Raw genomic sequence first — 12948 nt, 5'->3', positions numbered from 1 at the left:
CGGAGATCGCGCAGCCTCAGCTAGGGCGACGGCAGATCGTATCGTGTTACGATTGCAATGCCGTTTTCGATCTCGATTTCGATAACTTCATTAATCAGGAATTCCTCTGGGCCAAGATCCTCGAGGAGAGCATCGAAGAGCTCTCTCTGTTTTTCAGGCCCGACCTGAGGGACGACGATAATCAGGCCGGCGTGAACCGGTTCTTTGGCATAGAGCTTCCTGAAGTCCTTAGCATTGTTGGTGACGAAGGTGAAATCCTCATCGATAATGAGCGGCATGAGGTCCCAGTCGGTTTCGCCGCTTAGCCCAAGCCAGTTGACGTGGTTTGCTTCATGTCCGCGTTCTTGGGCTACCGCAACCAGAGACGTGTGCAGGCACTCATCGATCAGAAACCTCACGAGGTCACACGCGTCTCGACCTGGCCGACGGACCTGGGTCGCCCTTCAAAACCACGCGCTTCGACGACTTTATTTTCACGCCCTGCTCGACCAGCTTCTTAGGCCGCCCACGAACCGGGTGCGCGGCGACCCACATTCTGGCGAGCTCAATCACGCGCGGCGTTAGCTTCGGATATCCCTCCAGAACCTCCGCTTCATCTGCGCCCTGCGCTAGCATCGTCGTGATCATACGAACAGGGATGCGGGTTCCTTTGAAGACAGGCTCTCCGCCCATCACCCCTTTAACGCGGCCGATGGCGGCCTCCGCTTCATCAAGATCCACGATGCGCGCTTTGAGCTGTTTACGTGCCTCGGCGACGTCGACGATCAGCAGGTCGTCGGCCCTTACGGTCTTGGCCCTTGGGGCAGCTTTGATTTCCTCGAACAGGCGGTAGCGACGATCAGCGGGCAATGTCGCACCCACGCCATACCAAAGCTTGAGCCGCAGCAAATCCTCGCCGGTCAATGCCCGTCGGACGACCCCACCGATGCGCCGAGCAGTGCTTGGCACAGTATCGACAATGCGTTTGTCGATCGCATTGTGCACGGCCTTGATTCCTATCCCGCTGACGGCGGCTGCCTCTGCGGGGGTGTAGATGCGAGCAAGTGTGCCCATTATTCTTCTCCTTATAAAGAATAATATAGGCCGTTTGACCCCCTCCGTAAAGGCACGCGTCTTTGGAATCACGGCGGTTAGCAAAGGCGGTGGTGAGCCGAGAGGCCTCACAAACCCTTGGGGCTCGAGATGGCAGACTCGGCGCAGTATAATTGCGCTAACTATCGAATTTGCAGTTGGCGACAAACGACACACGAGTTCGTCGCGGACTTTTAACTCTGCGAAGGCGCGTCTTCGAGCGCTTTGAAACCCTACACCCATCTGCAGGCCATCTGTATCAAGCTTTGGACCAAAACCGTTTCCATCGCTCACGAGCGTTCTCTCTGGGGGTCTCAAGTGGGGCTTGCCCATGGCCACGAATTTTTGGGCGACAGCGGTGCAGAGGCCGCATACCGCTGCCTGCTTGACGTCGCTGACCGTGTCCATGTCCGAAATTTGCCTACAAATTTCGGACGCCCTTGGGCGCGCTAGATTCGCTATGGAAAGCTGGAAGCACTCGCAAGCCCGGTGGCCACAGCGTCTGCAGCGCCAAGCTATTCCTCCGTATCCAAACCCGCATCCTCATGGCCACTAGCCAACTCTGGCATAATTTCACCAGCAAGCAGCTCATCTCTGCTCAGCAGCCCGGCATCCTCGAGCGCCTCGCAGTCCGGGAGATCGCGAAGCGTGTCGAGGCCGAACTCGAGCAGGACGCTTTTGTCGTCACATAGGTGTAGGGAGCGCCGGGCGTCGGACTGCGCGGGTTCGACGCGATCAGGCCGGTGCCGCAGATGGCCGATCAGGTCGCGACTGATTACTTCCCGAAAACCGACGACAATTCGGCGCGGGTAATCGGCTGGAAGTGCCGATGCACATCAGCATCAGCACGTCCGACCACGTCAGGTCCACGGCACGCCCGCTGCTTCCGCAGGCGCGGATGGCATCGGCATAGGCCGGCCGTGTCAGGTGCTTCCAGCCGCCGGCGACAGCGACGAGGTCATAGGGCCGTCCGCGCAGCTCTCGGATGTCGTCGATGAGAAGGTCACGGGCGAGCTCGCGGGAGAGACTGCACCGCAAGCGCGTCCCGCGCGCGCGAACTGCTCGATCAACTGATCTCAGACGACGACGAATCTCGTCCAGATTCCAAAAGCGGTGGCCGCAGCGGCGCTTTGCGGGCTCGCGTTACCACAGATCGCAGAACTGTGATCTCGCCTTGTGCCCGAGACCGCAATCTGGGCTCGCGACGAAGCATATCGCTTGCGATCATCAAAGGACGCGTCGACGCCGTCGGTTGCCTTTTCCACCGCCGCCTCACACATCGTGTTGGGGCTGAAGAGCTACCTGCAAATCCTCGCAACGGGCGCGGCCGCATCCTTGATTTTACAAATTGACACGTCTTGGTTTTTAGAAAATGCCACGTGCGATGATGGCGCCAAAAAAAAATGTCACGCGAGATGATCATGCCTGAGGTAAATGGTCCGCCAAAGTTGGGAAAGGTATACCGGTTGAATGGTGGATAGGTACGCCGGATAAAAAGGGCTTCGGGTTCCGGAAGACGAACTAATCGACGGATAGGCGCTGCTCGTGAGGGAAACTGCATGCGCATTACGGTTATGACCATCCAGGGATGTCGGATATGATCTTGAATAGTGACATTGCAGGCCAAAGAGCGGCCGAGAAGCTAGCAGAGGGCCTGAAATCGCAGGGCAAGCAGCAATACGAAGAAAGGTCGAGGGAACGCGAACGAGATGTGTCTCGTTAGGTCGCACGTTGCACCAGGGGTGCGTCGGAAGGCACTCCGCCGTGTCCTGAAGAGGTAGCCTGCACTTGAGAATAGCCACGGTGGTACCTTATTTTCGGCTGTGAAGCACACGAGACCCGCGACGTGAGACCCAGTTGCTCAATACCCAGTTGCTGGGTGAGCGTGCATGACTGCCAACGGAAGGTCTTGCACGCACCCTCGCGATCTTGAGCAATGGTCGCCATGACTTTCTTCTTGCAGGCTTTTGAGTGGCCCAGCCTGCAATCACCAGACCCCACCGACTCTAAAGAGCGTGGCAGACGGGATAGTCGAGGTTGCCCGGCACAATTACGCTCAAGGCTTGCGCCGCCCAGAGGACACGCTGAAAAGGCAGCATGGGCGCGCAAGCACGCCATTCACGAGAGGTTCGACATGAAGACTATGCAAGAAAAAGACATTCCGGCATTCGTGCAAGCAGTTGTGGAGGCCGGCTGCAACATTTGCGCGATTGGCAACTTGGGATATGTCTTTGGCGATGCTGATTTGACGCCGGCGCAACGGAGGTCCGTCGAGCCACAGCTGCGCAGGATTGCTGAGATCTACGGCGAACGCGATCATCTCATGGACGAGATAGCTGTATATCTGCGGTCGATCGGACGCCATGTCGAGGTTGAGCCGAAGACAGGTGTTTCCTGATGGCCGCGATCGATCGCGTTCCGTAGTCGCCATTTCTATTGGGTAACGAGCAGCCGTCTTCCAACCTCTGAAACAAAAAAGAGGTGACCCCCAAAGGCCGCTCTCGAGACCGCAAGTCTGAGCCGCTAACGCATTGCGATAACCAGGCTGTCCGAACTGGGCGTCGATGCCTTCCTCGACCAGGTCGCGGTAGGCGGCGATCTCATCTACCGCATGCATAGCCAAGCCAGAGAAGTTTTCGGCAGCGGAATTCTCGGTCGCTTCCCCTTTTATGACTAGAGGGTGCGGCCGATCCGGCCGCGACGATCTCGCAGGGATTGCCATATACGGCAACACGAACACCGGCGGATCAATACTCGGATAATGGCGGCCGGCTATGTAGCGATCGATCGCGCACCAACATATCAATGCAATAGCTTAGTTGCTTTCAAAGGCGGGTCTCTACGAACTGCAAGCAAGCTAAACGATTGCGTCAACTCTTCCTCGCAGAGCGAAAACTCCGCGCCCACGCGATTTCTCTGCTGGAACAGCGGCACATCCTCAGCGCCAGGACACGGCCGCCGCCGTCGGGTTTTACGAAGCCGGTGATTGCATAAGTTGCCCGCAAGATATCATTGGTATCGGGAACGCCGCCGATGCCGCATCCTGAATAGAGCGGCCGCTTGCACCTGCCAGCCCGACGACCAGATCATATCTGCAACTCCATCTACCTGGACGTGGTGCAAATCACCTCGCTGAAGCCGCAAATCGTCGCCTTCGACCAGGATAACCACATCCGTGACCGCCTGAGCTACTCGGTCGATCTCGACGCACATGGCCGATACAGTTTTTCCATCCTTCACGAAGCGAATGAGACTTTGGCCATTCCAGCCCTGGTCTACGGGGCGTGACTTGTCCCCGATGCATGCGCGAGCTCTCCGCTCGGCCGGCCGCCGGACGTCGCCACCGGCCGAAGGCGCCCGAAGGCGCCCGAAGGCGCTTGACAAAGCAGCACCGGCCCATTCAACTTGAGGCATTCACGAGGGGAGTCCCGGTAAGGGGCTGAGATACTGCTGGCTTTCGCGGCGCAGTGACCCGTTGAACCTGATCCAGTTCATACTGGCGTAGGGACGGTGCAAGCGCTTTGCGGGAGTTTACGCCCGAGGTCCTGCTGCAGCAGGTCTACAGAAGCGTCTTTTCATCCTTCCGGCACAGAACTGGGTCTCCAATGCATGAGCAAAGGAGCCTCACGATGAATGCCCTCACCCCCGCCGTGTCGACGGGACCACTGCCCGCCTCGCGGAAAATCCACAAGCCCGGCGTCCTCTACCCGCAGATCAGGGTGCCGATGCGCGAGATTTCCGTCCATCCGACGGCCGGCGAACCGCCCGTCACCGTCTACGATCCGTCCGGCCCCTACACCGATCCATCAGTCCAAACCAGCATCGAAAAAGGCCTTGCCCGGCTTCGCCACGAATGGGTCACGGCGCGTTGCGATGTCGAAGCCTATGACGGCCGCCACGTCCGGCCGGAAGACAATGGATTCGCCACCGGCGAGCGCCTGACACCGGAATTTCCGATACGCAATCGGCCGCTCAAGGCCAAGCAGGGCAAGGCGGTGACCCAACTTGCCTATGCGCGCGCCGGCATCATCACGCCAGAAATGGAGTTCGTAGCCATCCGCGAGAATCTCGGCCGCGAGGTGATGCGCGGCAAGCTGCAACGCGACGGCGAAGCCTTCGGCGCGGCGATCCCAGATTTCGTCACACCCGAATTCGTGCGCGACGAGGTGGCGCGCGGACGCGCAATCATTCCCGCCAACATCAATCATCCCGAGAGCGAACCGATGATCATCGGGCGAAATTTCCTGGTGAAGATCAACGCCAACATCGGTAACTCGGCTGTCACATCGTCGATGGCCGAAGAGGTCGAAAAGATGGTGTGGGCGATCCGCTGGGGCGCCGATACGGTGATGGACCTGTCGACCGGCCGCAACATCCACAACATCCGCGACTGGATCGTGCGCAATGCACCGGTGCCGATCGGCACGGTGCCGCTCTATCAGGCGCTCGAAAAGGTCGGCGGCATCGCCGAGGACCTCAACTGGGAGGTCTATCGCGACACGCTGATCGAGCAGGCCGAGCAAGGCGTCGACTATTTCACCATCCACGCCGGCGTGCGGCTGCACTACATACCGCTGACCGTCGACCGGGTCACGGGCATCGTCTCGCGCGGCGGCTCGATCATGGCCAAATGGTGCCTGCACCATCACCGGGAGAGCTTCCTCTACGAGCATTTCGAGGAGATCTGCGACATCGCCAGAGCCTATGACGTTTCCTTCTCGCTCGGCGACGGCCTTCGTCCCGGTTCAATCGCCGATGCGAACGACGCGGCGCAATTCGCCGAACTGGAAACACTTGGAGAACTCACCAAGATTGCCTGGGCAAAGGACTGCCAGGTGATGATCGAAGGCCCGGGCCATGTCCCCATGCACAAGATCAGGCAGAACATGGACAAGCAGCTCGCAGTGTGCGGTGAGGCGCCGTTCTACACGTTGGGGCCGCTGACGACCGACATCGCGCCGGGCTATGACCACATCACCTCAGGGATAGGTGCCGCCATGATAGGCTGGTTCGGCACCGCAATGCTTTGCTACGTCACGCCGAAAGAGCATCTCGGCCTTCCCGACCGCAACGACGTCAAGATTGGGGTGATCACTTACAAGATAGCCGCCCATGCAGCCGATCTGGCGAAGGGCCATCCGGCAGCGAAAACCAGGGATGATGCCCTTTCGCGCGCGCGCTTCGAGTTCCGCTGGGAGGACCAGTTCAACCTGTCGCTCGACCCCGAAACCGCACGGTCCTTCCACGACCAGACCTTGCCCAAGGAGGCGCACAAGCTGGCACATTTCTGTTCGATGTGCGGGCCGAAATTCTGCTCCATGCGCATTTCCCACGACATCCGTGCCGAGGCTCAGAAGGAAGGCATGGCGGCAATGGCGGCAAAATACCGGGAGGGCGGCGATCTCTACATGCCGGCGGACGAGACTGGCGTACCGGTCGTGCCGGAGGCTCCCAAACCATCATGAGGGTGCTCGTCAAAGGGGCCGGCGTTGCCGGCCTCACCGTCGCTTTCGAACTCGCCGCCCGCGGCGCGACGGTCACAGTCGCCGAGATGCGGCATGGCCTTGGCGGCAACGCGTCGTGGTTCGCCGGCGGCATGCTGGCGCCATGGTGCGAGCGCGAAAGCGCGGAGCAGCCGGTGCTGGATCTCGGACGCGACGCTGCCGACTGGTGGGATGCGGTGCTGTCGGGTCAGGTGACACGGGCCGGGACATTGGTCGTGGCCGCGCCGCGTGATGCCGGTGAGCTTGACCGGTTCGCCAGTCGCACGTCAGGGCATAGGCGCGTCGATGAAAACGAAATTGCGCTCCTGGAACCCGACCTCGCCGGCCGCTTCCGGCGTGGATTGCTCTTCCCCAACGAGGCTCACCTCGACCCACGCCAGGCGATGGCGGCACTTCATGACAACCTTGCGACCATGGGTGTCAAATTCCACTTCGGCTGCGACGCCCGGCCTGTTTCGGGTTTCGCCCGTCAGATAGACTGCATGGGAATGGCAGCGGCCGATGACAGGCTGCGCGGTGTTCGCGGCGAAATGCTGATCCTTCGCACGCCTGATGTCTCGCTGTCGCGGCCGGTCCGTTTGCTTCATCCACGCTTTCCGCTTTATGCCGTGCCGCGCACCGATCACCGTTTCATGATCGGAGCGACGATGATTGAAAGCCAGAGCGCCGGACCGGTGACGGCGCGTTCCATGATGGAGCTGCTGGGCGCCGCCCATGCCCTCCATCCGGCCTTTGGTGAGGCCGAGATCGTTGAAACCGGTGTGGGTGTCCGTCCGGCATTTCCCGACAATTTGCCACGCGTCGAAACAGACGGTGAGATCATCGCGATCAACGGTCTTTATCGTCACGGTTTTCTCCTCGCCCCCGCCATGGCGCGCCAGGCTGCCGGCCTGGTTTTCAGTCAAGACAGAACCAAGGAGCATGCTCATGAAACTGATGGTCAACGGCGAGGCGCGTGAGATTGCCGCCACCACGCTGGCCGAGTTGCTTGCCGCGCTCGACTATGAGGGCGATTGGCTCGCCACCGCCGTCAACGGCGACCTCGTGCACAAAGCCAACCGCACGGAGTTCCAGTTGAGCGACGGCGACCGGATCGAAATCCTCTCGCCCATGCAGGGCGGCTAGCATGTTGGAGCTTTATGGAACCGAGCTTTCGTCGCGCCTGCTTCTCGGCACCGCTCAATATCCTTCGCCGGCCATCCTTGCCGATGCAGTCAAGGCGTCGGGCACGTCGGTGGTGACCGTCTCGTTGCGGCGTGAGATGGCGGGCGGTAGAGCCGGCGAACAATTCTGGTCGTTGATCCGCTCGCTGGGCGCCAGAATCCTGCCCAATACCGCCGGCTGCCTCTCCGTCAAGGAAGCCGTCACCACCGCGAAAATGGCGCGCGAGGTCTTCGGCACCAACTGGATCAAGCTCGAAGTGATCGGCAATCACGACACGCTACAGCCGGATGTGTTCGGTCTGGTTGAAGCCGCCCGCATCCTGTGCGAGGACGGCTTTGCGGTATTCCCCTATACCACCGACGATCTCGTTGTCGCCGAGCGGCTGCTGGAAACGGGCTGCAAGGTCCTGATGCCGTGGTGCGCACCGATCGGTTCCGCCTTGGGACCGGTCAACATGACGGCGCTGCGCTCGATGCGCGGATATTTCCCTGGCGTCCCGCTGATTGTGGATGCGGGGCTCGGACGGCCGTCGCACGCGGCCACCGTCATGGAACTCGGCTTTGACGCCGTGCTCCTGAACACAGCGGTCGCCAAGGCGGCATATCCGGTCGGCATGGCGCGTGCTTTCGGTAAGGCGGTCGACGCCGGTCGTGAGGCGTTCAGTTCGGGAATGCTCGAACCGCGCGACGTCGCCGTGCCATCGACACCGATGGTCGGCAGGGCCGTTTTTTCATGAAGCTCGATCCCTTTTATCTGATCGTCGACAGCGCTGCCTGGATCGAACGGCTGGTCCCACTCGGAGTCCGGCTTCTGCAACTGCGCATCAAGACCGTGGATGAGGCTGGGTTGCGCGCGGAGATCCGCACCGCGAAGGCCTTGTGTGCTCGATACCAGTGCCAACTCATCGTCAACGACCACTGGCGCCTGGCAATCGAGGAAGGCTGCGACTTCATACATCTCGGCCAGGAGGATTTGCAGACCGCTGACCTCTTGGCGATACGGGCAGCCGGCGTAAGGCTCGGACTGAGCACACATGATCATCAGGAGCTGGAAACGGCGATGGCCGCCGAGCCTGACTACATAGCGCTTGGACCCATCTATCCGACCATCCTGAAGAAGATGAAATGGGCGCCGCAAGGGGTCGAACGGATCAGCGAATGGAAGCGCCAGGTCGCGCCGTTTCAATTGGTCGCCATTGGTGGCCTCAACCCTGAGCGGCTCGACGGTGTCTTTGCGGCTGGCGCGGACAGCGCGGCGGTGGTGACCGACATCACGCTCAACGACGACCCCGAGGCGCGCACGCGAGAATGGATCGAAAAGACGGACCAATGGCGCTGAGGCGAGAACCACATGTGCTTGTCGTCGGTGGATCGGACTCCAGTGGCGGTGCTGGAATTGCACGCGATATCGAGACGATCTCTGCCATTGGCGTGCGCACCTGTCTCGCCGTCACAGCGCTAACGGTGCAAACGCATGACGCCGTGATCGAAATCTATTATTCGCCACCTAGCCTGGTGGCCAATCAGATGTGCGCCGCGCTGCAGGCCAACGACGTGGCCACAATCAAGATCGGCATGCTGGCGACTGCCAAGATCATTGTTGCCGTTGCCGCAGTGCTGCGCAAATTTCCGCATGTCCCCGCAGTACTCGACCCTGTGCTGGCCTCCACCTCAGGCCGCGCACTTCTGCAAGCAGGCGCTATCGCTGCCATGAAGCGCGATCTTATGCCGCTTTGCTGCATTGTCACGCCCAACCTCCCTGAACTGGCGCTCCTTAGTGGCTCCGAACTGGCAGTGGATGAGGACGGAGCGCTCCAACAAGGAAAAAGACTGCTGGCCGCCGGCCCTCAAGCCCTGCTGATCAAGGGTGGGCATGCGTCGGGAACCCGGTCGACCGATATTCTGTTACGCTCCGGGCACGAACCCATCCGCTTCGATGCACCGCGCCTTGCCACATCGATGCGCGGGACAGGTTGCATGCTGGCCAGCGCGATTGCGGCGCATCTGGCGAAGCCGAAGCCGCTCGAAGACAGCGTGCGCGAAGGCAAGCTGTTTGTCTTGGAGAGGCTTCAGAAATGCCGGCTGAATAACCACAGCGTTCTGCGTCCAGCCAAGCAGACCCATTTTCCAGAATTTTTCCCGTAGCGAGACTAGAGAAGGGGCTACTGCTTCTCTATGCCATCCTCACAACGCGTTGAGTTTCTCACTGCCAATTATGCGACTTTCGAGGTGCAAATAGCGAATATCGAGTTCTTAGTGACAGAAACGACCGGAATTGGTTGCGTGGATCACCAGGTCGCTACCGATTGGGTCAGCGACTCAATAGAACGTCACATCTCTGTCCACACTCGAGCTTATTTGCCGCAAACGCGTCGAGCCCCGCGTCAATCGGTCTTATAATAGTATCCGGGGCAGCTCCAAAGCTGTGGCATCGGCTACCCGCCGGCCGTGGCGCTTGCTGTTCGAGCGTCGGACGCCGCCTGCCATTGAACATCTGATGGGCTATTGGGTGGCGGCGACACACTCATCCAGGTGCAACTGGCTTTTTCAACTCGGGAACCAGCAGAAGCCTTCGCTGCGTCGCAACATTTGGATTATGTCGTACAGCCCGATCTTCCAGAGAAAACAAGACCTAACGTTCGAAACCTGTCACGCAACCAACCACCGAATGAAAGATCCAGCGTGCGATCGCAGGGAGGTAAGAATAACCGGTCTGGCTTTCCTATCGCCGGTCCAGGTTAAGACCAACGACGTCGTCACGACATCAACACAGTGCGCGAAGCGCTCGTATTCCTGAATCAGTGGCCAAAAGCGCGTCGGGGACCGGTATTCAGTTGCGCGGTGAGAAGCAGCAACGCAGCGATCGCCGGACAGATGACACCCGAGCAGGCGCGGCAAGCATTGTGGGATTTGCCAGGATTGCCGGCGTGCTGGCCAAATCTGATTTCGTCGTTGGTGGCGACTGATTTAAAGCTGCAGGAAGATCACCGCCGGTAACGCGTTGGCCCGCTGCTCGCCAAGACGGAAAGAACGCCGCCTTGTGAGTTCCAATAATGGGCGATGCGGGAATTGCACATGTCTGTGCCCATCTGTCCGGCCGAAATGCAAATGGCGTCACTGGCGAAGGTCAGCGAACGCGGCACGCAGGGCTGGATTCTTTTGACTTGCGGCAAGCCGACATAGGTGCTGGCTTGATGTCTCGGTCACTGCGACGTGTCATGCCGATTCATTCGTCAGCTACCATGACGATGCGGCGCGTCGCCTGCGATCAGTTGATCGAACCGCGGTGCAATTCGGGACGCTTCGTCGATCCCGACAGTTGCGCAAAGGGAAGCCAAATCAGCGACTAGAGGCAACGTGGCTACGGATTCGAAGGGACCCCGCTGTTGCCGAAGAGGTGACTGGTGGAATGTCAAAGATCACCTCGTGAAAGGCCATTTGGGGCCACCTAATGATAAAGCCGGATGCCGCTATCGGGTCCTGGCACGGGAATGACGGTCCGGCCCTACGGTGGATCGAGTTCGGTTCATGTCGCTTCGCAAGGAGGATGTGTTCCGGCGTCTGCCCGAACCCCTCTTTCTCGCATTCTGCGAGGTTGCGCGATCGGGCCGCTCGGTCTCTGTGCTGATCGCCCCTCCTGTTGCCATCGATCGATTCCGCTTCCGGTGCGCACGCACGTGTCGCGCGTGGCAATCATGCAAGGTCGTGAATCATAGGAGGATGTACATGCTTTTGTCGGATTTCGGCCGCATCGGGTTCGATCCGTTTGTGGAAATGCGGCGCATGCAACAGGAAGTAAACCAGCGTTTGGCCGGGCTGACCGCCAGCGCCGCTCAGGAGTTTCCGCCGATCAATCTTTGGACTGGCGAGGACAGCGTGGCGGTGGCCGCGGAACTGCCGGGGATATCACCTGACGAAATCGGCCTCACGGTGCGCGAGAACATTCTGACATTGAAGGGAACGCGCGAGCCTCGAACGGAGGACGAGAAATCCGTCTGGCACCGCCGTGAGCGCGCCTATGGGACCTTCTCCCGGACAGTGCAATTGCCATTCCGCGTCGACCCGGAACGGGTCGAGGCGCGTTTCGCCAACGGGCTGCTCGAAGTCGAGTTGCACCGGCCGGAGGCGGATCGGCCGAAGAAGATCCAGATCAAGGGATAGAGGGAGGCAAGCATGGCTCAGGAACGCGGATCGGCCGTCGCACCATGCTGCTCAATGCCCGCAAGGTGCTTTACGACCATAGTTCGGCCATCACCATCCTTCTCGCCTTCAATGACATAACGGCCCGTCGTATCATCGAGCGGGAGAAGGAAGAACTGCTCGGTCGCACCGAAGACCTGCTTCGGCAGAAAGACGTCCTGCTGCGCGAGATGGAGCATCGGGTTGCCAACAGCCTGCAGATCATTGCCTCGATCCTGTTGCTGAAGGCACGCTCGGTGACGTCGGAAGAGACGCGCCAGCATCTCAAGGACGCCCATCAGCGCGTTCTGTCCGTGGCCGAGGTGCAACGCCATCTCCACACCTCCGCCGGCGTCGACGAGATCGATGTCGGCTCTTACCTACCGAAATTGTGCAGCAGCCTCGCCTCGTCGATGGTCGGCGAAGCCCAGCCGATCACGGTCACCGTAATGGCCGAAGGCGGCAGGATAGATTCGCAAAGGGCAGTCAGTCTGGGACTAATTGTCACCGAACTCGTGCTCAACGCCATCAAATATGCTTTCCCCAAGAAGAGAACCGGCGCTCGCATCCAGGTGAGCTACGAGACCGCGGGCAGTGACTGGAAACTGACGGTTTCGGACAATGGCGTCGGCAAGATCGCCAACGACGTACCGGCTACCGGACTTGGAACAGCCATCGTCGAAGCACTGGTGAAACAACTGGAGGCCAGGGTGGAGATTATCAGCGATATTGACGGCACCAGCGTGTCGGTCACCCGGGCGACGTTCACCTCGCGCGTGCCGCGAGCGGCGTAAAAACCGTTACTACGATGCTGCCTTCCGGACATCGCCTGATGTCCAGGGGATCTTCTGCCGCCACGGCCTTGTCCCCGGAGCGCAGGACTGCCAGTCGCATCGCATAAGCCGAAACCTCTCAGTCGGTTGAGGGCGCTTCCGATGGCCAAGATCCGCTTTTTTGGCGTTCAGCCGGTGGGACCAAGCTCTGAAGCTGACGCTGCGCAGGTCTTTGCGTGGATGACTCGGTGCGGTCGG

12 protein-coding genes, 2 pseudogenes and 1 riboswitch are annotated in these 12948 nt (G+C 60.0%); of the genes and pseudogenes, 11 read left to right on the top strand and 3 right to left on the bottom strand.

Annotation, left to right across the window (positions count from 1 at the left end; genetic code table 11):
- Positions 1 to 20: 20 nt before the first annotated feature.
- The 3 genes and pseudogenes from EJ067_RS18570 to EJ067_RS35375 form a co-directional block, all read right to left on the bottom strand.
- Positions 21 to 398 (bottom strand): DUF5615 family PIN-like protein, encoded by a 378-nt coding sequence (locus EJ067_RS18570; protein WP_126057625.1) that lies wholly within the window; start codon positions 396 to 398, stop codon positions 21 to 23.
- 4 nt (positions 399 to 402) lie between these two features.
- Positions 403 to 1053, bottom strand: coding sequence for a DUF433 domain-containing protein (locus EJ067_RS18565; RefSeq protein ID WP_126057624.1), 651 nt, complete (start codon positions 1051 to 1053; stop codon positions 403 to 405).
- A 533-nt stretch (positions 1054 to 1586) separates the two neighbouring features.
- Positions 1587 to 2109 (bottom strand): annotated as a pseudogene (locus EJ067_RS35375) (SMC-Scp complex subunit ScpB).
- Positions 2110 to 3007: 898 nt separating this feature from the next.
- Here EJ067_RS35375 and EJ067_RS35830 point away from each other — a divergent pair.
- From EJ067_RS35830 to EJ067_RS18500, 11 genes and pseudogenes are all read left to right on the top strand, one after another.
- On the top strand, positions 3008 to 3469 hold the full coding sequence (locus tag EJ067_RS35830; protein ID WP_306283303.1) for a hypothetical protein: 462 nt from the start codon (positions 3008 to 3010) through the stop codon (positions 3467 to 3469).
- 662 nt (positions 3470 to 4131) lie between these two features.
- A complete protein-coding gene (locus EJ067_RS18550; protein ID WP_245454713.1) occupies positions 4132 to 4359 on the top strand; it encodes a hypothetical protein in 228 nt (75 codons plus the stop codon).
- A gap of 121 nt (positions 4360 to 4480) precedes the next feature.
- A riboswitch (TPP riboswitch) is annotated at positions 4481 to 4597 on the top strand.
- 103 nt (positions 4598 to 4700) lie between these two features.
- Positions 4701 to 6536 (top strand): phosphomethylpyrimidine synthase ThiC, encoded by a 1836-nt coding sequence (thiC, locus tag EJ067_RS18545; protein ID WP_126063809.1) that lies wholly within the window; start codon positions 4701 to 4703, stop codon positions 6534 to 6536.
- Positions 6533 to 7534, top strand: a complete 1002-nt coding sequence (gene thiO, locus EJ067_RS18540) for a glycine oxidase ThiO (RefSeq protein ID WP_126057621.1) — start codon at positions 6533 to 6535, stop codon at positions 7532 to 7534. The genes thiC and thiO overlap by 4 nt, the downstream gene beginning before the upstream one ends.
- Entirely contained in the window at positions 7503 to 7700 is a 198-nt protein-coding gene (gene thiS / locus EJ067_RS18535; protein ID WP_126057620.1) for a sulfur carrier protein ThiS, read from the top strand. Before thiO ends, thiS begins: the two co-directional genes overlap by 32 nt.
- Position 7701: 1 nt before the next feature.
- Entirely contained in the window at positions 7702 to 8475 is a 774-nt protein-coding gene (locus EJ067_RS18530; RefSeq protein ID WP_126057619.1) for a thiazole synthase, read from the top strand.
- Positions 8472 to 9077 (top strand): thiamine phosphate synthase, encoded by a 606-nt coding sequence (locus EJ067_RS18525; RefSeq protein ID WP_126057618.1) that lies wholly within the window; start codon positions 8472 to 8474, stop codon positions 9075 to 9077. Before EJ067_RS18530 ends, EJ067_RS18525 begins: the two co-directional genes overlap by 4 nt.
- The gene (locus EJ067_RS18520) at positions 9068 to 9883 is read left to right on the top strand and encodes a hydroxymethylpyrimidine/phosphomethylpyrimidine kinase (RefSeq protein WP_126057617.1); all 816 of its coding nucleotides are present in this window, start codon (positions 9068 to 9070) and stop codon (positions 9881 to 9883) included. The genes EJ067_RS18525 and EJ067_RS18520 overlap by 10 nt, the downstream gene beginning before the upstream one ends.
- A 627-nt stretch (positions 9884 to 10510) precedes the next feature.
- Positions 10511 to 10735, top strand: coding sequence for a DUF982 domain-containing protein (locus EJ067_RS18510; protein WP_245454712.1), 225 nt, complete (start codon positions 10511 to 10513; stop codon positions 10733 to 10735).
- 531 nt (positions 10736 to 11266) lie between these two features.
- Positions 11267 to 11899: an Hsp20/alpha crystallin family protein gene (locus EJ067_RS18505; RefSeq protein WP_126057616.1), complete on the top strand. Its 633-nt coding sequence runs from the start codon at positions 11267 to 11269 to the stop codon at positions 11897 to 11899.
- Between the two features lie 29 nt (positions 11900 to 11928).
- Positions 11929 to 12711, top strand: a pseudogene (locus EJ067_RS18500) (sensor histidine kinase); the annotation flags it as partial.
- Between the last annotated feature and the right edge of the window lie 237 nt (positions 12712 to 12948).

This window comes from Mesorhizobium sp. M1D.F.Ca.ET.043.01.1.1 (genome assembly GCF_003952385.1).
Taxonomy (GTDB): Bacteria; Pseudomonadota; Alphaproteobacteria; order Rhizobiales; family Rhizobiaceae; genus Mesorhizobium.
This window is presented reverse-complemented; position numbering and strand designations above follow the sequence as displayed.

Excerpts from the sequence above, each read along its gene's own strand:
- EJ067_RS18565 (WP_126057624.1), bottom strand. The coding sequence starts at position 1,053 with ATGGGCACACTTGCTCGCATCTACACCCCCGCAGAGGCAGCCGCCGTC.
- EJ067_RS35830 (WP_306283303.1), top strand. The coding sequence starts at position 3,008 with ATGGTCGCCATGACTTTCTTCTTGCAGGCTTTTGAGTGGCCCAGCCTG.
- thiC (WP_126063809.1), top strand. The coding sequence starts at position 4,701 with ATGAATGCCCTCACCCCCGCCGTGTCGACGGGACCACTGCCCGCCTCG.
- thiO (WP_126057621.1), top strand. The coding sequence starts at position 6,533 with ATGAGGGTGCTCGTCAAAGGGGCCGGCGTTGCCGGCCTCACCGTCGCT.
- thiS (WP_126057620.1), top strand. The coding sequence starts at position 7,503 with ATGAAACTGATGGTCAACGGCGAGGCGCGTGAGATTGCCGCCACCACG.
- EJ067_RS18530 (WP_126057619.1), top strand. The coding sequence starts at position 7,702 with ATGTTGGAGCTTTATGGAACCGAGCTTTCGTCGCGCCTGCTTCTCGGC.
- EJ067_RS18525 (WP_126057618.1), top strand. The coding sequence starts at position 8,472 with ATGAAGCTCGATCCCTTTTATCTGATCGTCGACAGCGCTGCCTGGATC.
- EJ067_RS18520 (WP_126057617.1), top strand. The coding sequence starts at position 9,068 with ATGGCGCTGAGGCGAGAACCACATGTGCTTGTCGTCGGTGGATCGGAC.
- EJ067_RS18505 (WP_126057616.1), top strand. The coding sequence starts at position 11,267 with ATGTCGCTTCGCAAGGAGGATGTGTTCCGGCGTCTGCCCGAACCCCTC.